The following is a 19996-nucleotide window of genomic DNA, read 5'->3' as shown; positions in this document are numbered from 1 at the left end:
GGCGTGGACGCATCGTGTCTCCATCTCCCCGGGCGGGTGACGGTGTCATCTGACCAGCGCCGCATTTATGAAAGCTTGCGCCTATGGCTAGAGGCAGTATTTGCTTCTTGTTCATGGAAGGAAGGCGTATGCCCGTGGGTGGCACCTCGTCGCAGACAACGCCCGCAGTGATTCGAGACGGGCGCCATCCAGCCGATCCTCTGCAGGAGCGCGCTGCGGGGAACGCAATCAGCGACGTGCATGTCCGCAATGCGGCACCCGTCCGCCCCCGCCATTGGTCTGCGCCCACCGCCACTGGACGGGTCTCGGCGGAACGCCGCCTGCCTGTTGCCGGATCACCCGATGCGATGCGCCAGTCGACCACCCTGGGCATGTTCCATCGTGCGATGGACGCGGTGCGCCAGGCATTGCAGATGGGAGATGCAGCGGCGAGCGGGCGTGCCGCGGCGGCACTGCTGGACAATGGCGTGCATCGGCGGCTGATGCTCGACCTGGAGCTGTCTTCCGCCACGCCGGAGTTCCGGCAAGCCGGCGTGGACGCCAACCAGTACTTGCTCCAGACCGTGACGGGCCTGGTAAGGGAACAGGTGCTTCCGGCAGGCAAAGTGGTCGACTATCTACTGGATCCGGCACCGGATGGACGCAGTGCACCCTCCACCAGGCGCTATCTCCGTGATCCGGAACTTGGCGCGGCCTACGTCGCGTTGCTCGATACGCTGCATGAAAGAGACACTGGCAACGCCGCCCTGACTGCCCTGCGCACGCGCGCGCGCGGCAACCTGGTGCCAGCGGCGCCGACGGACCCGCCCCGGCGTGCTTTGGACGAGACGCTGCAGCAGGCCTGCGAGGCAACCTGTCCGGTACGCCTGGCAACGCTGGAGTCTTCGCTGCTGCGGCGTAGCGTGGACGCCAACATGCCAGCGCTCATCACTGCTTCCGAAGCAGAGTGGGTAGGCCGCATGGTGTCGATGGAGTTCCAGCGCGGCGGGCCCGGCGGTCTGCGCGACAGCCCGTTCTTCCAGTCCACGCCATCACGGGCGCACTCGCTGGAATCGCAGAGGCGCGATGCCCTGGCCACCTACACGCGAGAAATAGGTGGCCTGCGACGCGTGCAGGGAAACCTGCTGCTTGCCGATATCCAGAACGAATATGTAGCTGCTGTCGCCGGGTCGGGCCCTTCGCTGTCCAGCATCCAGCGCGGTGCGCTGCTGCGGCAGCTTTCCGGAGAAGCCGTGCAGGGAGTCGACCAGCTGGTTCATCTGTTCCATCCCGATGCAGATTCCGATGCGAAAGGTGACGGCCAAGGCCCGGCAGCGGCCCGCGCATGGACCGGCGCCGGCAGTCGTCCCGCCGCGCTGGTTTTCCTCGATGGCGCAGACTGGAGGGTGAAGGAAACCGGGGACACCGGGCTCAGTGCGATGGAGGCCAGCCTGTCCCGCGTGTTCCAGCTTACCGGCCTGGTCGCGCCGGACGCGCGCGTGATGGCAGCGGACGCCTCGCTGCCGGGTGACAGCCTGCGCTTTGCTTCGCGTTACGAACCCAGCTTCAAGGATCTTGGCAGCTACCTTGACTCGCCTTCCGCCGAAGCGCTGGCCGCCGCAGGCGATGAAGGTGCCCGGCTGCGTTATGCGCAGCTGCGTGGCGACCATGCAGCGGCTGTTTCCGCCTGCGATGCGGTGCTGCAGCGCGCCGGGGTCGCGCATTTCTGGCAGGTGCAGGACGCTGGACTGCAGGCCGAGCACGCAGCGGCCGACAGGCAACGATTCGATGCGCTGGAGGCGATGAACCGCTTGTTGCCGACCGCGGTGCGCAGCGACCAGGTCCGCCATTTCATCGCCTCGCGATGGCTCGGCAACTGGGATCATCTCAACGTCCGGATGGAGAATTTCGGCTACGCCGAGCGCGATGGACAGCCCGTGGCGATGACCGTGGATTTCGGTTCGTGCGGGCCGCTTGGATTTGCCACGCTCGATGCGCGCAGGGTGATGCTGCCCAAGCAGGTCAGTGGCGATATCGCCATGCTGCAGCGGCCCGCCTCGCTGTTTCCGATACCGGATGCCTTCGTTGAGAACGCTGCGGATTTCGATGCCATGGCGGCAGATCCCGGCCGGTTGCATGACACGCTGGGCTGGCCCTATGGATTCCAGTCGGAGAGCGTCGCCGAGCTCATGCGTGCGCCTGCCGTGCCCGACCCGGCCATTGCCGATGCGATGGCTGAAATGGGTTATCGGCTCGCGCTGGTTCCTGCAATGACCGTGCATGCGGTCGTCGGCGCAGGATGGCAGGTTCCCGCTGGCGCGCCGGAAGGCCACTGGCCAGACGCCGCACGGATGGCCGGCACCCTGGTGCAGCGCCGGCAGGCCCTGCTGGCACAGTATGCGCCCGCGCAGATCCGCGACTGGATCAGCGCCGACCCCGAGCGCGCCGCGCGGGTCCGGCAGCAGATGCTGGACGGCATCGGTGCTGCCTTGGGCGGTGATGCCGACCCCATGGCCCTGCAGGAACACATCAACGCCCTGCACGCCGGGCATCAGATGCTGCTGGACGGCGATCTTGCCCCGGTGATGGGTGACGCCACGGCGCACGCGCCCAATGCCACGACGGCACGGATCAGGACGCTGCAGCAGCTGCATGACTGCAATCGAAGACTGGCGGCCGCGCTGGACACCAACGAGGAGACGGACATCCGTGCAATCGGCGAAGAACTTTTGTCCCCATTGGTGTTCGGGCAGCTGTTGAGGGACCTGGAACTGGGTCCGGGCTCGGATGCTCTCGGGCACGCCAGCTTCGAGGCAAACCGCGATTGGCTGTTGCTGGTGACCCGCCTGGTGGACGCGGATCACCTCGATGCCACGCGGGTCACGCGCTGCCTGTTGGAGCCGTTCGAAGGATCCGCCTATCCGCCCAACGTCGGCGCGCACGCCCATCGTGACCCCGCGCTCGGGATGGCCTTCATCGAGCTGCTGGAGACCCTGATGGCCAGATCGGCGGAGATCACCCCGACGATGCTGCGCGAGGGGCTGCTGACGGCGAAGGAGAAGGGCTATCCCAACTATTACGCCGCGTTGGCGGCATCAGGCGCATCGATCGCGTGGGATCGTCGCCTGCAACAGGCCGAGCTGTTGCCGGGAAACGCGGAGTACATCCGACTGCGGTCGTGGCGCAGCTGGGCGGCGAAGAAGCTGTCCTACGAGCCGCGCCGCAGTGACGAACCGATCAGGGTCGCAGCGGACGCAGGAGCGCTCCGCGTTACCGCTGCGCGCCCTCGTGCAGCATGTCGAAGGCGCGTATGGTGTCCGCCGCATGATCGAACTGGAGCTGCCCGTCATGCGCGGAAACCTGCACACGAAGCTGACCAGCCATGCCGAGGACGAGGCGTTGCAGGCGTTTGTCCAGGAAAGCGTGGAAAGCGCCTGGACGGAGGCGCTGGAAAAAAACCGGCTTCCACGCAACGCCCCCGTGCCGCCCGGGATGATCGAAAAGCTCAAGGGCGAAGCACTGGACGACTACCGGATTCGAATGAGAAACCTGCGCAAAGCCGACGCCGAGCTACGGGTGCAGGCTGGTGAGCGGCGCTACACGGACGCGGTGCTGGCGCAGCCGGGACTGTCGCTGCCGGACAGGCGTCAGTTGCTCAAACAGTGTGCCGCGGAGATCGAGGTCGACATCCGCAACATGGTGCGTGACGCTGGCGGCACCGGCAATGAGGCCCTGGATGCAGTGGGCATCGGCCAACGCGCGCAGCAGCACGCAGCTGCCACCGCAGGCGACATGGCAGCCCGTGCAGTGGCCCAGGCGCAGCGGGATACGCAGGTACAGGCCGAACAGCAGGCGCGCAGCAAGGTCAGGGAATCGGCTCAGCGGGCATCCGCCCGTGCTGCTGGAAGCGCTACCCGCGCTGCGGCTCTTGCCGCCTCCTCGCAGGCAAATGCGCAGGCCAGTGCGCAGGCCCAGGCCACCGCGCACAAAGAGGCCGAGCGTCGCGCAGGTGCAAAGGCCGCCAGCGAAGCCTCGGCCCGCGCCACGCGTGATGCGATCGTCCAAAGCCGCGGATTCAAGAACGAGGTTGAAACACGCCTTGCAATGCTGCGCAGTCCGGATGTTGCCGGCGGCTCCGCGTCCTCTGTCAGGCACACCGATGCGCAGCTTGAAAGGCGCCTGCGGGCGCTGCGGGAAGACAGCGCCACGGCCAGGCTGGAACAACGATTGCGGGCGCTCAGGGAAGGCTCTCCACGCGCAGAGGCGGCGCCTGGCTCCCGCCCCGGGCGGCAACGCACCCGGCAATACGTGGACCCTCACAGCGGCGCGTCGGGCAGCGCGACCCGATGACCCGCACGCTGCCGTCAGCAGTGCGGGGACGCTCCGCTGGCGTAGGCCAGTCCCCGCCGCAGCATCGCGCGCACATCGGGATCGGCGTACACCGCCGCATCGTGGCCGAAGCCGGTATACCAGCTTCGGCCGCGGCCCATCGGCCGGCACCAGGTGATGGGATGGTCATCGCCCATCGTGCCGCCTTCGTATCCGGCTTCATCCACCGTGGCCAGCACCTGCACCCACGGACGTGGATTGCGGCGATAGTTGTAGATCTCATCGGTGATCGACCACTGCACGCCCTCATGGCCCTGGCCGTGCAGCGTCACCCGCGCAGATTGCAGGCCGGGTGGATGCTTGTGGAACCAGGCACCGACCAGTTCGCCATAGAACGGCCAGTCGTACTCGGTGTCGGCCGCCGAATGCAGGCCGAGGAAACCCCCGCCCCCTTCGATGAAGGCCTGGAGCGCGGCCTGCTGCGGCTCATCCAGCACGTCGCCGGTGGTATTGGCGAACACCACGGCGCGAAAGGCTGACAGCCCTTCAGCAGTGAATACGCCGCTGTCTTCGCCGTGCACCACCCGCAGTCCCTGCTCGGCGGCCAGCGATGCCAGCGTATCCACGGCTACCGGGATGGAGTCATGGCGGAACTTCGCGGTCCGGGTGAAAACCAGGACCGCATCGTCGGCATAGGCCGGCCAAGGGAGCAGCAACAGGGCCAGGCAGCAGGAGATGAGGGTGCGCATGCGACCGATTCTGGCACGCACCGCCCGCTGCGCCATGCTGCACTGCATTGATCGTGCTCAAGGCGTGGCCTGCACGCGGGGTATGTAATGCTCCTGTTCCCACACGGCGGACTACCAAGGAGCCTGGCCATGTACAAGCGCATCCTGATTGCCACCGACGGGTCCGAACTGTCGGAAAAAGGCCTGATGAAGGGTCTGGAGCTGGCCAAGGACCTGGACGCGGAGGTCGATATCGTTACCGTATCCGAGCCTTGGGCCGTTGGCATGTATGACGCCATGGGCTGGAGCGTCGGCTACATGAACAGCCCGGAATACAAGGCCGACCGCGAAGAGACGGCGCAGAAGATCCTGCAGCCCGCGCTGGCTACCGCGCAGGCGCAGGGCGTGCGGGCCAACGGCGTGCACGTGCTGGACCGCTATGCGGCCGACGGTGTGATCGACGTGGCCGGCGAGCGCAGCTCGGACCTTATCGTGATGACCTCGCATGGCCGGCGCGGTATGACCCGCGTGCTGCTGGGCAGCCAGACCGCCGAAGTGCTCGCGCGCAGCAGCATACCGGTGCTGGTCATCCGCTGAGACAGCGTTCCCCGGGGAGGGGACCCGGCGTCGGTCGCAGGAAGCGGCCGGCGCCGTTCTGCTGCCTTGTGGGTGGCGCCCGGCGCGGTGGTGGGTGACGACCATTGGTCGTGGTGGTTGACGACCGTTGGTCGTCACGCTGTTGCCAGCCGCGCCACGCTCAGTCGCGCAGCTTCAGGGTCTGTGATTCGTCCAGGCTGCCATCGGACTGCAGCACCACGTAGCGCTCGCCAGTGCGGTCGAACAGCACTGGGATCGGATCGCGGAACAGCGGCCGCCGCACGAAGCGCAGCTGCCAGCCGAAATGTTCCAGGGTCTGCACGGCGGACAGCTGCTCGGCCGTCAGCCCCTGGCGAAGGGCGGCCTGGTCGATCGGCAGGTTACGGCGTTCTACGTTGCTCATCTCGAAAGAACGTGCATCACCAGCTGTAGAGCTTCCAGTACACCGGCGACACGCCGTCCTTGGAATCATCCATGCGGCCATCGCCGTTCTGGTCGTACATGAAATAGGGGGCACCGCGCAGCGGGGTCACCTTGACCATGCGCAGCTGGCCCGCCACGCGGTACTCCTCCAGCACGTCGCCGTTGTCCAGCGTGCGCTTGGCGATGTCGGCACCGGCCACGTCGACCGGCGGTGCACCGGCGCCACCAGAGGTCGCGCAGCCGGCCAGCAGCAGGGCCAGCAGCAGCGGCGCGGCGAGCATCATGGGTTTCATGGGCAGGAGTCCTTGGCCGGGTGTGTAGGGGATTATGCCCCAGCCGGCGTGACCGACGTGCAGGCGCGGGGCGCGTAGAATCGTCGCATGAGCAGATTAGTCCTTATCGACGGGTCCAGTTACCTGTATCGCGCGTTCCACGCGCTGCCGCCGCTGTCCAATCCGCAGGGTGAACCGACCGGCGCTTTGTTCGGCGTGGTCAACATGCTTCGCGCAACGCTGAAGGAGCGCCCCGCCTACGTGGCGTTCGTGGTCGATGCGCCGGGCAGGACCTTCCGCGACGACCTGTACGCCCAGTACAAGGCCAACCGCCCGCCGATGCCGGACGAGCTGCGCAGCCAGGTCGAACCGATGTGCCGCATCGTCGACGCGCTGGGTATCAGCATCCTGCGCATCTCCGGCGTGGAAGCGGACGATGTGATCGGCACGCTGGCCCTGCAGGGCGTGGCGCGCGAGCTCAGCGTGACCATCTCCACCGGGGACAAGGACTTCGCCCAGCTGGTGCGCCCGGGCATCGAACTGGTCAACACCATGACCGGCAGCCGGATGGATTCAGACGCTGCGGTGATGGAAAAGTTCGGCGTGCGCGCCGACCAGATCGTCGACCTCCTGGCCTTGATGGGCGACGCGGTGGACAACGTGCCCGGCGTCGAGAAATGTGGCCCCAAGACCGCCGCCAAGTGGCTGGGCGAGTATCAGCACCTGGACGGGGTGATCGCCGCCGCGCCGACCATGAAAGGCAAGATCGGCGAGAACCTGCGCGCGGCGCTGGAACGGCTGCCGCTGAACCGCGAGCTGGTCACCATCCGTACCGACGTGGCGCTGGAAGCCGGGCCGCAGGACCTGCCGCTGCGCGAGCGCAACGTCGAGGAACTGCGCGAACTGTACGCGCGGTACGGCTTCACCCAGGCGCTGAAGGAACTGGAAGGCAGCGCGGGCTTGGCACCGTCGCTGGCCAGCGAGACGGTGCCGAGTCTGCGCGGCACCGCGGCTGGATTCGCCCGGGGTGGCGGCGAAGATGCGCCGGTGGCTGATCTGGACCCGTCGCTGTCGTTGCCGGGCGAGTACGAGACCGTGCTGGAGCCGGCCCAGCTGCAGGCCTGGATCGAGCGATTGCAACAGGCCGACCTGGTCAGTTTCGATACCGAAACCGACGCCCTGGATGCGATGCGTGCACGGCTGGTGGGCATCAGCCTGGCGGTGGAGCCGGGCAAGGCGGCCTATATCCCACTCAACCATGACTACCCCGGCGCGCCGGCCCAGCTGCCGATGCAGCAGGTGCTGGATGCGCTGCGCCCGGTGCTGGAAGACCCGGCGAAGAAGAAGCTCGGCCAGCACGGCAAGTACGACCTGCACGTGCTGCGCCGGCATGGCATCGAGGTGCGTGGATACCACGACGACACCATGCTGGAAAGCTTCGTGCTGAACTCCACGGCAACCCGGCATGACATGGATTCGCTGGCGCAGCGCTACCTCGGCTACACCACGATCAAGTTCGAGGACGTGGCCGGCAAGGGCGCCAAGCAGATTTCCTTCTCCCAGGTGGGCATCGACGAGGCCAGCCGCTACGCTGCCGAAGATGCCGATGTGACCCTGCGGCTGCATCGCGCGCTGGCGCCCCAGTTGCTGGCGCTGCCGTCGCTGGACCAGGTGTACCGGGAAATCGAAATGCCGTTGGTACCGGTGCTGGCCAGCATCGAAGCCAATGGCGTGCAGGTGGACGTGGCCGAACTGCGCCGCCAGAGCCAGGACCTGTCCACCCGCATGCTGGCCGCGCAGCAGAAGGCCACCGAACTGGCCGGGCGCAGCTTCAACCTGGATTCGCCCAAGCAGCTGCAGGCGGTGTTGTTCGACGAACTCAAGCTGCCGGCCCTGGTGAAGACGCCGAAGGGCCAGCCGAGCACCAACGAAGAAGCCCTCGAAGCGATCGCCGAACAGCACGAGCTGCCGCGGGTGATCCTGGACTACCGTGGGCTGGCCAAGCTGCGCAGCACCTACACCGACAAGCTGCCGGAGATGGTCAACGCCGATACCGGCCGGGTGCACACCAGTTACCACCAGTCCGGCGCGGCCACCGGGCGGCTGTCCTCGTCCGATCCGAACCTGCAGAACATCCCGATCCGCACCGACGACGGCCGCCGCATCCGCCGTGCCTTCGTCGCACCGGAGGGCAAGCTGCTGCTGGCCGCAGACTACTCGCAGATCGAACTGCGGATCATGGCCCACCTGTCCGAAGACCCGGGGCTGGTACGGGCCTTCGAACAGGGCGCGGACGTGCACCGCGCCACCGCCGCAGAAGTGTTCGGGCGCAGCCTGGAGGAAGTGACCAGCAACGAACGTCGCGCCGCCAAGGCGATCAACTTCGGCCTGATGTACGGCATGAGTGCGTTCGGCCTGGCCCGCAACCTTGGCATCGACCGCGGCCAGGCTCAGGATTACGTCGCGCTGTATTTCAGCCGCTATCCGGGCGTGCGCGATTTCATGGAACGCATGCGCCAGCAGGCACGCGAGCAGGGCTACGTGGAAACCCTGTTCGGCCGGCGCCTGTACCTGAACGACATCAACGCGCGCAACCAGGGCCTGCGTGCCGGTGCCGAACGGGCGGCCATCAACGCACCGATGCAGGGCACCGCCGCCGACATCATCAAGCGGGCGATGGTACACGTGGACGGCTGGCTGAAGGCGTCTGCGGCGCCGGCCAGGATGATCCTGCAGGTGCACGATGAACTGGTGTTCGAGTGCGAAGCCGGATTCATCGACGAGCTGCGTACGGCGGTGGTTCTCCATATGTCGCAAGCGGCACAGCTGAAGGTGCCGCTGGTGGTCGATACCGGACACGGTCACAACTGGGACGAAGCCCATTGAGTCGTGTTCAGCGCCTTATGCCGCTGAATGGGTTAATCGACGTGATTTAGCTGACTAAATGATGAATATTCTGGTGGGGGAGGTCGGCTAAATGGGCCGCCTTCACGATTCATCAATGTTCGAAGTGCTTCCATAGGCTCCAACAGGCGCAACGCCTGTTGTGGATCTCTCCCATCCCCTGGAGCAGATCTCGGAACGGGGGCTCCTCCCCAAGCACCCGTTCCCCGGCCCCGTTGACCTCCCCCTGGTCAGCGGGGCTTTTTATTTGGGGCGTCTGCAGGGCCTCGCCGTTACAGCCAGTCGCGCGGCACCAGGTAGTCGGCCAGTCGCGCTTCGGCGCTGCCGGATTCGGGCTGGAAGCCATACTCCCAGCGCACGCGTGGCGGCAGGCTCATCAGGATGCTTTCGCTGCGGCCGCCGCTCTGCAGGCCGAACAGGGTGCCGCGGTCGTAGACCAGGTTGAACTCCACGTAGCGGCCGCGCCGGTACAGCTGGAACTCGCGCTCGGCCTCGCCGTACGGGGCATCCTTGCGCCGCGCCACGATCGGCAGGTAGGCGTCCAGGAAGCCATCGCCGACCGCGCGCAGGTAATCGAAGTCGCGCTCGAAATCGCCATGCAGGTCATCGAAGAACAACCCGCCCACGCCGCGCGTCTCGTTGCGGTGGCGCAGGAAGAAGTACTCATCGCACCAGCGCTTGTGCGCCGGATAACGCTCGGCGCCGAACGGCGCGCACAGGTCATGCGCGGTCTGGTGCCAGTGCCGCACGTCTTCATCGACGGGGTAGAACGGGGTCAGGTCGAAGCCGCCGCCGAACCAGCTGGCCACCACCCGGCCGTCCCGTTCGGCCTGGAAGAAGCGCACGTTGGCATGGGTGGTGGGCACCCGCGGATTGAGCGGGTGGAACACCAGGGAGACGCCGGTGGCGCGCCACGAGGCGCCGGCCAGCTCCGGCCGGTTGGCCGAGGCCGAAGGCGGCAGGCGGCTGCCGGCCACGTCGGAAAAGCCGATGCCTGCCTGCTCGAACACGGCGCCATCGCGCAGGATGCGGGTGCGCCCGCCGCCGCCTTCGGCGCGCTGCCACAGGTCTTCCTGGAAGCGGGCCTGGCCGTCGACGCCTTCGATGGCGGCGCAGATGCGGTCCTGCAGGTCGGTAAGGTAAGCGCGGACGCGGTCGAACTCGTTCATGCGTGCAGTTTAGCCGGTGCCCGCCGCCCGCTGCAGCGCTGGCAGCGCCGAGCCACGCTCGGCCGATGCCATCAGCGCTTGTGGTTGCGCGTGCGCGACGGTGCCGGCGCGTCGTCCTTGCTGCTCTCCTCGGCGGCGTCCTGCAGCGCCCGGCCCAGTTCCATCAGTGTCCAGTTGCGCGTGGCCACGACATCGCAGGCCACGTGACGGCCGCTGCGGTCGGCCTCGCACAGCTGCTGCAACTGCTCCCGCGCATCCACCTCGGCGCTGTTTTCCTGTGCACTGGCCAGGTTCTCGCAGCCTTCGCGCACGCCCGCGCGGCATACCTGCAGGTAGCTGCCGGCGGCCTTTACCCAATCACCGGCCAGGGCCTGCTGGTTGCCCAGTGTGTTGCAACCCTGCAGGCTGCCGGCCTTGCAGCAGGCTGCGGCGCCGTCCCCGCTGGCGGCCTGCGGGCAGTCCCTTGGCAGCGGCACGACGTTGAACACGACCGCTTCGGCACACTGCGCCTTGCCACCGGTACGCTGGAAAACCCGCATCCGGGTCCACTCGTCCATGCCGACCAGCCGGCCGCCGGGCAGGGTCTGGAACACGAAGTCCCCGCCCTTGTCGTGGCGCAGCCGGATCGCGCCGTCTTCCAGCCGCGCGCGCGCCTGTGCGCCCAACCCCAGTCCAACCAGGCCGCCGTCGCCGAAGTCCAGCGTGTCCAGCAGGCCGCCCTCGCTGCGATACTCGCCGCACGGCACGGTGGTGGCCGGCTGCGGCCGCGCCGCGCCACCGAGCGCCTGCAGTGGGGCATGCAGCTCGCAGCCGCGCTCATCGCCGCTGCGGCAGCTGAGCTGCAGCGCCGCCACGGCCTGCGCGAAGCCACCGGCTTTCCACTGTTCTTCGGCGACCTCGCGGCAGAAGTCGCCATGCGGATGCGCCACGCAGAACGACTGCAGCGCCTCCAGCCGGGCCGTCGGCAACACGATCTCACGCTGGTCGAACACTCCGGTCAGCGCCATGCCCATCGCCTTGGACAGCGCCGCCTTGGCCGCCACCTCGCAGGCCTGCTCGTCGTAGGCGGGGTCGGCTTCCTTGCACACTGCCGGTTCCTGCAGGTCCGGGTCGTCGTTGGGGGCGCGGGTGTCGGCCTGCCGCGCCTCGCTGGCCCATTCGCGCAGCAGGCCGCTGCAGGCCACGCCGGTGCCCTGCTCGCACCATTGCTGCAGGCGCGTTGCATCGGCGCTGTACAGCTGGTTGCCACAGGTGGCCTCATCGTAGACAGCACAGTCCTGTGCGCTGGCCACGGCAGTGGCGGACAGAAGGAAAAGCGCGGTGATCGCGCGCAGCGGCAACGTCATCACTGACATGCAGACTCCGGGGGAAAGGAAAGAAGGAAGAGGGGAGGTCAGTAGCGCGAACGGATGTCCGGGCGCATCAGCCGCCATGCCAGCCAGCCCTGCAGCACCGCGAACAGCACGCAGCTGCCGAGCACGGTGGCAGTGAACAGGATGCGCTGGGCATTCAGCGCCTCGACCACGTCGGCCTCGCCGAGCATGCCGATCAACACGGCGGCGACGCGATCCATCCACCACGCCACGCCGATGTTGCCGATACCGGTGATCACCAGCAGCCAGACGAAGCTCAGCAGTCCCCAGCGGGTGCCCTTGTACAGGCCCCAGCTGGAGACCAGTGACGGCACGCAGGCCGCGCCCAGCAACAGGCTGGTGGCCACCGGGTGGGCCAGCATCCAGCGCAGGCTGGGTGGCCACCCGCTTTCCTCGGCCAGTTCCACCAGCATCTGCCAGGGCTGGCTGGCGCCGATCGGCCAGGCCACCAGTGCCTGCAGCAGGAACCACACGATCATGGCCATGCAGACCAGCAGGGTGGTCAACGCGATGGGGCGCACGAAGTCCGTGCGCGGGGGTGTGCCATGGCCCGGCGTGGCCAGGGAAGGGGGGCGCTGTGACATCCGGTGTCCTTGCAGGGGGAGACGACGCCAGCCGGGTCGTGCCGATCGCAACCGGCACGACCCGCTGGATTACTTCACGTTTTCGTTGAACAGCTTGAGGATGCGCTTGTACTGGTCCAGCCAGGAATCGGCACGGGTGTAGCCATGGCGTTCCAGCGGGTACGGCGCGATGGTCCAGTTGTCCTTGTGCAGTTCGATCAGGCGCTGGGTCAGGTTGACCGAATCCTGGAAGAACACGTTGTCGTCCATCATGCCGTGGCCGATCATCAGGTGGTCCTGCAGGTTCTGCGCGTACTCGATGGGCGAAGAAACGCGGTAGGCCTCCGGGTCGATGTCCGGCGTATTGAGGATGTTGGCGGTGTAGGCGTGGTTGTAGTTGTGCCAGTCCACCACCGGACGCAGTGCAGCGCCGGCCTTGAACGTACCCGGCGAACGGAACAGCGCCATGAAGGTCATGAAGCCGCCGTAGGAACCGCCGTAGATGCCGGCGCGGTCGCGGTCGCCCTGCTGGGTTTCGGCCAGCCAGTCCAGCCCATCCTTGTAGTCTTCCAGCTCCGGGTGGCCCATGTTGCGGTAGATCGCGGTACGCCAGTGGCGGCCGTAGCCCTCGCTGCCGCGGTAGTCCATGTCCAGCACGATGTAGCCCTGCTGGACCAGCAGGTTGTGGAACATCTGTTCGCGGAAATAGGCCGGATAGCGCTGGTGGACGTTCTGCAGGTAGCCGGCGCCGTGCACGAACATCACGATCGGATACTTCTTGCCGGGTTCCTTGTTTTCCGGCTCGTAGTACTTGGCCCAGACCACGCCGGCACCGTGCTTGGACGGCACCGCCACCAGCTTCGGCTGGATCCATTCGCGTGCCTTGAATTCGGTGCTGCGGGTGTCGGTCAGCACGCGCGCCTGCCCGCCTGCGGTCGGCACCACGGCCAGCTGGGCCGGCAGATAGGCACCGGAGTAGCGCACCAGCAACTGCTGGCCATCCGGGGAGACGGTGAAATCCTCCACGCCGTTGAGGCTGGTCAGCTCGCGTACCTGGCGGCTGGCCACGTCGACGCTGCACACTTCATAGTCGTGCGGGGCCTGCTGGTTGCACAGGAAGTAGAAGCCCTTGCCATCGGCCGACAGTGCCGGCGCGGAGGTCTCCCACTTGCCGCTGGTCAGCGCCTGCGGCTTGCCGGTGCCGGCCTGGGTGTACAGGTGCGAGAAACCGGATTCCTCGGACAGCAGCCACAGCGTGCGGCCGTCGGCCATCCAGCCGTAATCGTTGAAGCCCCAGTTGATCCAGGCCGCATCGGTGAGCCGGTGGCGGCTCTGCAGGCGGCCATCGGCCGCGCCCACGCTGACGATCCAGCGGTCCTTGTTGTCGTTGGCGCGCAACATGATCGCGGCCTGCTGGCCATCGGCGCTCCAGCGGATGCCGCCGCCCATGAAGTCGCTCATCAGTTCCAGCGGGCGGTTGCCCTTCAGCGCGTCCTTGCCGGCCTGCCTGCGCAGGCTGGCCAGCGGATCGGTGCCGATACCCGGCAGGGTATCCAGCGAGACCTTGTCGACCTTGCCGGTGCGTGCATTGACCAGCCAGAAGGTATGCGGTTCCGGCTCATTGCGGCCGACGCGGGTGCGGGTGTCTTCGGTTTCTTCGTAACCGGATTCGGTCACGTACAGCGGCATCTTGCTGGTGCGACCTTCTTCGAAGCCCTTCGGCTTGGTCACCACCACCAGGTGCACGCCATCGGGCGACAGCACGCTGTCGACGATCTCCACATCGGCACCGAGGAACACCGGGCCCGGCGCGCGGGTCGGGTCGGTCTCGCGCCAGCGTTGGTCCTGTTCCTTCAGGGCTTCGCGCTGTTCGCGGTCGCGGCGCAGGGTTTCCAGCGTGCGCAGCTGCTGTTCGCGCAGGGTATCGGCCTTGGGCGCGTCGGACGGATTCTTCTCCGCCTTCAGGCTGGCCACCTGGGCCACGCCCTTCGCGGCGGTCCAATGGAACCAGTTCTGTCCGTTGCGCCAGATCACCCCGCCGTCGGTGGCGAAGTTGATGCCGCTGGAACGTTCGTTGCCGCGGGTGAGCTGGGTCAGCGCGCCGCTGCGCAGGTCGCGCACGAACACATCGCCGTTGCGGGCGAAGGCCATGCGGCTGCGGCTGCTGTCATAGACCGGATCGGCCACGTCCAGGCTGCCGCGCTGGTCGTCGGCCACCTGGGCGGCGACGCCCCCGCTGAGCGGCTGGCGGAACGTGTCGCGGACCGGGCTGCCCTTGCGCTTGAGCTGGTATTCAACCTGCTGGCTGTTCCAGGACCACCAGGCGCGTTCCACCGGCGGCCCGATCCAATCGGGGTCGGCCATGGCCTGTTCGATGGTGATCGGGGTCGGCGCGGCCTGAACGGCCGGAGCGGCCAGCAGGGCGGACAACAACAGGGACAGCGGCAGCACTCGGGACATGGACGGGACGCACCGTGGAGGAGAAAACCGGCCAAGGGTAGCAGCCCCTCCCCGGCAGGGGCTGGCCCACAGGTCATGCAAGGGCTGGTTTGCTCTGGGACGGCGACGGGCGGGTGGGCTGTCCGGGACACGCCGCAAGTACGTCCTTGTAGGCTACTGTTCGGCTCCTGCCTCACAGTGTCCCCGACAGCCCACCCGCCCGTCGCTCTGACAGTTCCCGTGGCCGCCAGCAAGCAAGCGGTAGCGCCGACCCATGGTCGGCGGAGACCATCAGATCCTGTTCCCCCAACGATCCGCCGACCATGGGTCGGCGCTACCAGAGCCGCATGTTCCAAGGCTGCCATGGACCTGTCGAAGGTGGGGCGGGGTGGGTTGGCGGGGGCGTTGAGCGCCATGGATGGCGCGAAACGAGGCCCGCAGGATGCGGTTGTTGCCGTCCCCCGCCAACCCACCCCGCTCCACCAACACGCAGCCCTGCACGCTTTTGATGCTGCTGGCACCCCGCGACAAAGTGAAGCAGCGCGTCACCCGGTCGCATCCCTTCTTCACGCAAATCCACCCAGACTGGTCCGGTATCCCCACCCGCGCCCGGCAGGAGGACGTCCCCTTGGACGCATTGCTGTTGTCCCGTTTCCAGTTCGGCTTCGTGGTCAGTTTCCACGTGCTGTTCCCCGCCTTCACCATCGGCACCGCCAGCTGGCTGGCGTTCGTGGAATGGCGCTGGCTGCGTACCCGCAACCCGATCTGGCGCGAGCTGTTCTTCTTCTGGCAGAAGATCTTCGCCGTGTCTTTCGGCATGGGCGTGGTCAGCGGTATCGTCATGGCCTTCCAGTTCGGCACCAACTGGCCGCGCCTGATCCAGGTGGCCGGGTCGGTGATCGGCCCGCTGCTCACCTATGAAGTACTGACCGCCTTCTTCCTGGAGGCCAGTTTCCTCGGCGTGATGATGTTCGGCTGGGGCCGGGTGTCGCCGCGGCTGCACTTCCTGTCCACCTGCATGGTGGCCCTGGGCACGCTGGTGTCCACCTTCTGGATCCTGGCCTCCAACAGCTGGCTGCATACCCCCGCCGGCTATGAAATGGTCAACGGCATCGTGCATCCGGTCGACTGGTGGAAGGTGGTGTTCAACCCGTCTTTCCCGTATCGCCTGACCCACATGGCGCTGGGCTCGTTCATCACCACCTGCTTCGTGATCGGCGGCATCGGCGCGTACTACCTGCGCCGCGGCGTGCACGTGGAAGCGGGCCGCCGCATGCTGACCGCCGCCGTGATTTTCGCCGCGATCACCGTGCCCGCGCAGATCTTCGTCGGCGACATGCACGGCCTGAACACCCTCAAGCACCAGCCGATGAAGATCGCGGCGGTGGAGGCGCACTGGCATGACACCGCGCCAGGGGAGGGGGTGCCGCTGGTGGTGTTCGCGCTGCCCAACGAGGAACAGGAACGCAATGATTTCGAGGTCGCCATCCCCACGCTCGGCAGCCTCATCCTGACCCATTCGCGCGAGGGAACCATCGCGCCGCTGACCTCCGTGCCGGCCAGCGAGCGGCCGCCGGTCACCCCCGTCTTCTTCGCCTTCCGGATCATGGTCGGGCTGGGCACGCTGATGCTGCTGCTGGCGCTGGTGTCGGTCATCGCCCTGTTGCGTGGCAGGCTGCTGCAGTCGCGCTGGTTGCTGCGTGGCTGGAACTGGATGTTGCCCAGTGGCTTCATCGCGCTGGTGTCGGGCTGGTTCGTGACCGAAATGGGGCGCCAGCCATGGGTGGTGTACGGCCTGCTGCGCACCGCCGATGCGGTCGGGCCGCAGAGCGCATGGATGACCGCGCTGTCGCTGGGCGTCTACGTGGTCGGCTATGCCTTCGTGTTCGGCTGGGGCATCTGGTATCTGGTGAAGATCCTGCGGCAGGGCCCCAGACCGCATGAAGACGGCCCCTCGCTGGATGGCGGCCACCACACCCCGGCGCGTCCATTGTCCGGCGCGGATGAACCCCTGGAGGAGCGCTGACATGGACCTGATGACCTGGCTGCCGGTGGCGTGGTTCGCGGTGATCGGCTTCGGCGTGCTGATGTACGTGGTGCTGGACGGTTTCGTGCTGGGGATCGGCATCCTGGCCCCGTTCGCCCATAGCGAAGAAGAACTGGACCAGATGATGAACACCGCCGCGCCGATCTGGGACGGCAACGAGACCTGGCTGGTGCTGGGCGGTGCGGGCCTGCTGGCGGCCTTCCCGAAGGCGTACGCCGCGCTGCTGTCGGCGCTGTACCTGCCGGTGCTGCTGCTGGTGATGGCGCTGGTGTTCCGCGGCGTGGCCTTCGAATTCCGCTTCAAGGCGCATCGCTCCAAGCGGCTGTGGAGCGTGGCGTTCGGGCTGGGTTCGCTGCTGGCCACCTTCGCCCAGGGAATCATCCTGGGTGCGTTGGTGCAGGGCCTGCCGATCGTCGACGGGGTCTATACCGGCGGTGCGCTCGGCTGGTTCAGCCCGTTCGCGATGCTGACCGGTGCCTCGCTGGTGGCCGGCTACGCCTTGCTCGGCAGCACCTGGCTGATCCTCAAGACCACCGGCCCGGTGCAGGTGCTGGCCCGGCAGGTGACCCGGCCGCTGGTGGTGGCGGTGATCGTGGCGATGGGGCTGGTCAGCAGCTGGCTGCCGTTCCTGCAGTCGCACCTGATGCAGCGCTGGTTCTCCGACGGCAATTTCTGGTGGCTGTCGCCGGTGCCGATCCTGACCCTGGCGGTGGCCGCCGCGCTGTGGCGCAGCGCCGTCCATCCCAAGCGCGATCTGCCGCCGTTCCTGCTCACCCTGGCGCTGTTCGTGCTTGGTTTCGCCGGGCTGGTGCTGGGCATGTGGCCCTACCTCCTGCCGCCCACCATGACCCTGTGGGATGCGGCGGCGCCGGCGTCGTCGCTGGGCTTCAGCCTGGTCGGCCTGGTGGTGCTGCTGCCGGTGATCCTGGGTTACACGGCGTGGTCGTACCGGGTATTCCGCGGCAAGGTGGAAGCCGACGCCGGCTATCACTAGGCGCGATGAGTGACGACCGTTGTCGTGGTGGGTTTGGACGTTCTTCGTCACGCTCTCCGCCCCGGCCGTGCTAGCGTGCGGCGCTCCGCGCAACCGCAGCAGTTGTTCCGCAATGATCGAGTTTTCCGTTGTCGACTGGGCCGCCTGGGCGCCCGGGCTGGCCACCCGCAGCGCCTGGCAGGACTGGGCGCAGGCACCTTGGCTGCCCGAAGGCGAGGACACGCCCGGGCTGCCGGAGGTACCGGCCATGCAGCGTCGCCGGATCGAGCGGCTGGGCCGCATGGCGATCCAGGCCGCCTGCTGGTGCGAAGCCGGCGAGGGGGCGGACAGCCGCGTGCCACTGGTGTTCGCCAGCCGCCATGGCGATGTCGCCCGTTCGATGGAGCTGCTGGCCGCGCTGGTGGCCGAACAAGCGCTTTCACCCACCACCTTCGGCCTGTCGGTGCACAACGCGATCGGCGCGCTGTACTCCATCACCCGTGGCCACCGCGGCAACAACCTGGCATTGGCGGCGGGCAAGGCCACGGCCGAAGCAGCCTGCCTGGAAGCGGCCGGGCTGCTCGCCGATGGCGCCGAGGAAGTCCGCATCGTGGTCTACGACCCGCCGTTGCCGGCACTGTATGCGGAGTTCATCGATGAGCCGGCTCCGTTCCACGCCTGGTGCTGGCGCGTCCGGCGCCCCGATGCTCCGGGCATGCGCCTGCAGCTGGGCTGGCAGGCCACCGGGCAGGCCGATGATCTGCCCGGGCTGCTGCCGCATGCGCTGGACCTGCAGCGTTTCCTGCTGTCCGCGCAGCCGTCCTGCGAGCGGGTGATCGACGGCCAGCGCTGGACCTGGAAGCGTGTCCGCTGAGGCGCTGCTGCGCGGTCTGGACCGGGCCTGGCGGGTGTTGGCCACCGGCCTGAGCTTTGCGGCGTTCGGGCTGGGCGGGCTGGTTGCCGGTGTAGTCGTGGCGCCGTTGATGCTGGTCCTGGTGCGCGACCCCGCGCGCCGCCGCCGGCTCGCGCGCCGGGGCGTCCAACGGGGATTCGCCCTGCAGGTGGCGATCATGCGCCGCCTCGGCGTGCTCACGGTTTCGGTCAGCGGCGCGGCACGGCTGCAGCGCGAAGGCCTGCTGGTGCTGGCCAATCATCCGACCCTGATCGACGTGGTGCTGCTGGTCGCGCTGCTGCCGGATGCGGACTGCGTGGTCAAACGCGCGGTGGCCCGCAATCCATTCATGCGCGCCACCGTCCGGGCCGCCGGCTACATCGTCAACGATGACGGGCCGGCGCTGGTGGAAGCGGGCATCGCCACGGTACGCGGCGGAGGCTGCCTGGTGATCTTCCCCGAGGGCACCCGCAGCGAGCCCGGCCAGCCGCTGAAACTGCGCCGCGGCGCGGCCAACATCGCCGTGCGCGGCCGGCGGGACATCACCCCGGTACGGATACGCTGCACTCCGCCGACGCTGGAAAAGGGGCGGAAATGGTATCGTGTGCCCCCGCGACGCTTCCACGTTTCGCTGGAGGTCGGTGAGGACATTCCGATCGGCACGTTCATCGACGAAGACGCAGCGGCAGGAGGGGAAGCCCTGGCCGCGCGGCGCGTCACCGACCATCTCACCCGATACTTCCAACCCTGTGGAGAGCTGCCCCGTGCAGGAACTTGAGCACGAGATCAAGGAGCTGATCATTTCGGCGTTGTCGCTGGAAGACATCTCCGCCGCCGAAATCGATGCCACCGCGCCCTTGTTCGGCGAAGGCCTAGGCCTGGATTCAATCGATGCACTGGAGCTGGGCCTGGCCCTGCAGAAGCAATACGGCGTGAGCCTGTCCGCGGATTCGGAAGAAACCCGCCGCCATTTCGGCAGCGTGCAGGCGCTGGCGGCCTTCGTCGCCGGCAGCCGCGCGTGAGTGACCTCAACGCCATGACCAAGACCGACCTGTTCGACCACATCGCCCGCCTGCTGACGACCAGCTTCGAGATCGATCCGGCCCTGATCGTGCCTGGCGCGCGGCTGCATGCCGACCTGGACATCGACAGCATCGATGCGGTGGACCTGATCGTGCAGTTGAAGCCGCTGCTGGGCCGCAACCTGCAGCCGGATGCCTTCAAGACGGTGCGCACCGTGCAGGACGTGGTCGATGTGGTGCATGGGCTGCTGCCCGACCCGGCCGCTGCCTGACCGCGCGCGCCGGA

The 19996-nt window shown here is 67.5% G+C and carries 17 protein-coding genes; 10 read left to right on the top strand and 7 right to left on the bottom strand.

The features are described from left to right. The first annotated feature begins 347 nt into the window (after window positions 1–347). Window positions 348–3569, top strand: coding sequence for a hypothetical protein (locus SOM47_RS12560; RefSeq protein WP_320505775.1), 3222 nt, complete (start codon window positions 348–350; stop codon window positions 3567–3569). Continuing rightward, window positions 3472–4329, top strand: a complete 858-nt coding sequence (locus SOM47_RS12555) for a hypothetical protein (RefSeq protein ID WP_320505774.1) — start codon at window positions 3472–3474, stop codon at window positions 4327–4329. The genes SOM47_RS12560 and SOM47_RS12555 overlap by 98 nt, the downstream gene beginning before the upstream one ends. Window positions 4330–4343: 14 nt before the next feature. Here the strand turns inward: SOM47_RS12555 and SOM47_RS12550 are convergent, their stop codons facing one another. Then, on the bottom strand, window positions 4344–5057 hold the full coding sequence (locus SOM47_RS12550) for a ThuA domain-containing protein (RefSeq protein ID WP_320505773.1): 714 nt from the start codon (window positions 5055–5057) through the stop codon (window positions 4344–4346). A 129-nt stretch (window positions 5058–5186) separates the two neighbouring features. Between SOM47_RS12550 and SOM47_RS12545 the strand changes: the two genes are divergently transcribed. Further along, the gene (locus SOM47_RS12545; protein ID WP_320505772.1) at window positions 5187–5633 is read left to right on the top strand and encodes a universal stress protein; all 447 of its coding nucleotides are present in this window, start codon (window positions 5187–5189) and stop codon (window positions 5631–5633) included. A gap of 160 nt (window positions 5634–5793) precedes the next feature. On the opposite strand, the gene SOM47_RS12540 is transcribed toward SOM47_RS12545, so the two are convergent. Then, window positions 5794–6036 carry a hypothetical protein gene (locus tag SOM47_RS12540; protein WP_320505771.1) on the bottom strand — a complete coding sequence of 81 codons (243 nt, stop codon included), beginning with the start codon at window positions 6034–6036 and terminating at the stop codon, window positions 5794–5796. Window positions 6037–6052: 16 nt separating this feature from the next. Further along, window positions 6053–6349, bottom strand: a complete 297-nt coding sequence (locus tag SOM47_RS12535; protein WP_042613875.1) for a DUF2782 domain-containing protein — start codon at window positions 6347–6349, stop codon at window positions 6053–6055. Between the two features lie 87 nt (window positions 6350–6436). On the opposite strand from SOM47_RS12535, the gene polA reads away from it, so the two are divergent. Further along, window positions 6437–9214, top strand: coding sequence for a DNA polymerase I (gene polA / locus SOM47_RS12530; RefSeq protein WP_192085023.1), 2778 nt, complete (start codon window positions 6437–6439; stop codon window positions 9212–9214). A gap of 290 nt (window positions 9215–9504) precedes the next feature. Here the strand turns inward: polA and hemF are convergent, their stop codons facing one another. From hemF to SOM47_RS12510, 4 genes are all read right to left on the bottom strand, one after another. Further along, window positions 9505–10401: an oxygen-dependent coproporphyrinogen oxidase gene (gene hemF, locus SOM47_RS12525; RefSeq protein ID WP_320505770.1), complete on the bottom strand. Its 897-nt coding sequence runs from the start codon at window positions 10399–10401 to the stop codon at window positions 9505–9507. 71 nt (window positions 10402–10472) lie between these two features. Next, window positions 10473–11756 carry a hypothetical protein gene (locus SOM47_RS12520; RefSeq protein ID WP_320505769.1) on the bottom strand — a complete coding sequence of 428 codons (1284 nt, stop codon included), beginning with the start codon at window positions 11754–11756 and terminating at the stop codon, window positions 10473–10475. A 38-nt stretch (window positions 11757–11794) separates the two neighbouring features. Further along, window positions 11795–12358, bottom strand: coding sequence for a hypothetical protein (locus SOM47_RS12515; protein WP_042613872.1), 564 nt, complete (start codon window positions 12356–12358; stop codon window positions 11795–11797). A 69-nt stretch (window positions 12359–12427) separates the two neighbouring features. Beyond that, the gene (locus SOM47_RS12510; protein WP_320505768.1) at window positions 12428–14797 is read right to left on the bottom strand and encodes a S9 family peptidase; all 2370 of its coding nucleotides are present in this window, start codon (window positions 14795–14797) and stop codon (window positions 12428–12430) included. A 607-nt stretch (window positions 14798–15404) separates the two neighbouring features. Between SOM47_RS12510 and SOM47_RS12505 the strand changes: the two genes are divergently transcribed. From SOM47_RS12505 to SOM47_RS12480, 6 genes are all read left to right on the top strand, one after another. After that, the gene (locus SOM47_RS12505) at window positions 15405–16802 is read left to right on the top strand and encodes a cytochrome ubiquinol oxidase subunit I (protein ID WP_320505767.1); all 1398 of its coding nucleotides are present in this window, start codon (window positions 15405–15407) and stop codon (window positions 16800–16802) included. Window position 16803: 1 nt separating this feature from the next. Beyond that, entirely contained in the window at window positions 16804–17817 is a 1014-nt protein-coding gene (gene cydB, locus SOM47_RS12500; protein ID WP_042612469.1) for a cytochrome d ubiquinol oxidase subunit II, read from the top strand. 112 nt (window positions 17818–17929) lie between these two features. Continuing rightward, window positions 17930–18670: a beta-ketoacyl synthase chain length factor gene (locus tag SOM47_RS12495; protein ID WP_320505766.1), complete on the top strand. Its 741-nt coding sequence runs from the start codon at window positions 17930–17932 to the stop codon at window positions 18668–18670. Further along, a complete protein-coding gene (locus SOM47_RS12490; protein WP_320505765.1) occupies window positions 18660–19466 on the top strand; it encodes a lysophospholipid acyltransferase family protein in 807 nt (268 codons plus the stop codon). The genes SOM47_RS12495 and SOM47_RS12490 overlap by 11 nt, the downstream gene beginning before the upstream one ends. Further along, window positions 19453–19710 (top strand): ApeE family acyl carrier protein, encoded by a 258-nt coding sequence (apeE, locus tag SOM47_RS12485; protein ID WP_042612466.1) that lies wholly within the window; start codon window positions 19453–19455, stop codon window positions 19708–19710. The genes SOM47_RS12490 and apeE overlap by 14 nt, the downstream gene beginning before the upstream one ends. After that, the gene (locus SOM47_RS12480) at window positions 19707–19982 is read left to right on the top strand and encodes an acyl carrier protein (protein WP_235305984.1); all 276 of its coding nucleotides are present in this window, start codon (window positions 19707–19709) and stop codon (window positions 19980–19982) included. The genes apeE and SOM47_RS12480 overlap by 4 nt, the downstream gene beginning before the upstream one ends. Window positions 19983–19996: the final 14 nt, after the last annotated feature.

Origin of the sequence: Stenotrophomonas sp. CFBP8980, assembly GCF_034046095.1 — a bacterium.
Taxonomy (GTDB): domain Bacteria; phylum Pseudomonadota; class Gammaproteobacteria; order Xanthomonadales; family Xanthomonadaceae; genus Stenotrophomonas; species Stenotrophomonas lacuserhaii.
The sequence above is the reverse complement of the archived record's forward strand: the minus strand, read 5'-3'. Positions and strand labels throughout refer to the sequence as shown.

Excerpts from the sequence above, each read along its gene's own strand:
- SOM47_RS12560 (WP_320505775.1), top strand. The coding sequence starts at position 348 with ATGCGCCAGTCGACCACCCTGGGCATGTTCCATCGTGCGATGGACGCG.
- SOM47_RS12555 (WP_320505774.1), top strand. The coding sequence starts at position 3,472 with ATGATCGAAAAGCTCAAGGGCGAAGCACTGGACGACTACCGGATTCGA.
- SOM47_RS12550 (WP_320505773.1), bottom strand. The coding sequence starts at position 5,057 with ATGCGCACCCTCATCTCCTGCTGCCTGGCCCTGTTGCTGCTCCCTTGG.
- SOM47_RS12545 (WP_320505772.1), top strand. The coding sequence starts at position 5,187 with ATGTACAAGCGCATCCTGATTGCCACCGACGGGTCCGAACTGTCGGAA.
- SOM47_RS12540 (WP_320505771.1), bottom strand. The coding sequence starts at position 6,036 with ATGAGCAACGTAGAACGCCGTAACCTGCCGATCGACCAGGCCGCCCTT.
- SOM47_RS12535 (WP_042613875.1), bottom strand. The coding sequence starts at position 6,349 with ATGAAACCCATGATGCTCGCCGCGCCGCTGCTGCTGGCCCTGCTGCTG.
- polA (WP_192085023.1), top strand. The coding sequence starts at position 6,437 with ATGAGCAGATTAGTCCTTATCGACGGGTCCAGTTACCTGTATCGCGCG.
- hemF (WP_320505770.1), bottom strand. The coding sequence starts at position 10,401 with ATGAACGAGTTCGACCGCGTCCGCGCTTACCTTACCGACCTGCAGGAC.
- SOM47_RS12520 (WP_320505769.1), bottom strand. The coding sequence starts at position 11,756 with ATGTCAGTGATGACGTTGCCGCTGCGCGCGATCACCGCGCTTTTCCTT.
- SOM47_RS12515 (WP_042613872.1), bottom strand. The coding sequence starts at position 12,358 with ATGTCACAGCGCCCCCCTTCCCTGGCCACGCCGGGCCATGGCACACCC.
- SOM47_RS12510 (WP_320505768.1), bottom strand. The coding sequence starts at position 14,797 with ATGTCCCGAGTGCTGCCGCTGTCCCTGTTGTTGTCCGCCCTGCTGGCC.
- cydB (WP_042612469.1), top strand. The coding sequence starts at position 16,804 with ATGGACCTGATGACCTGGCTGCCGGTGGCGTGGTTCGCGGTGATCGGC.
- SOM47_RS12495 (WP_320505766.1), top strand. The coding sequence starts at position 17,930 with ATGATCGAGTTTTCCGTTGTCGACTGGGCCGCCTGGGCGCCCGGGCTG.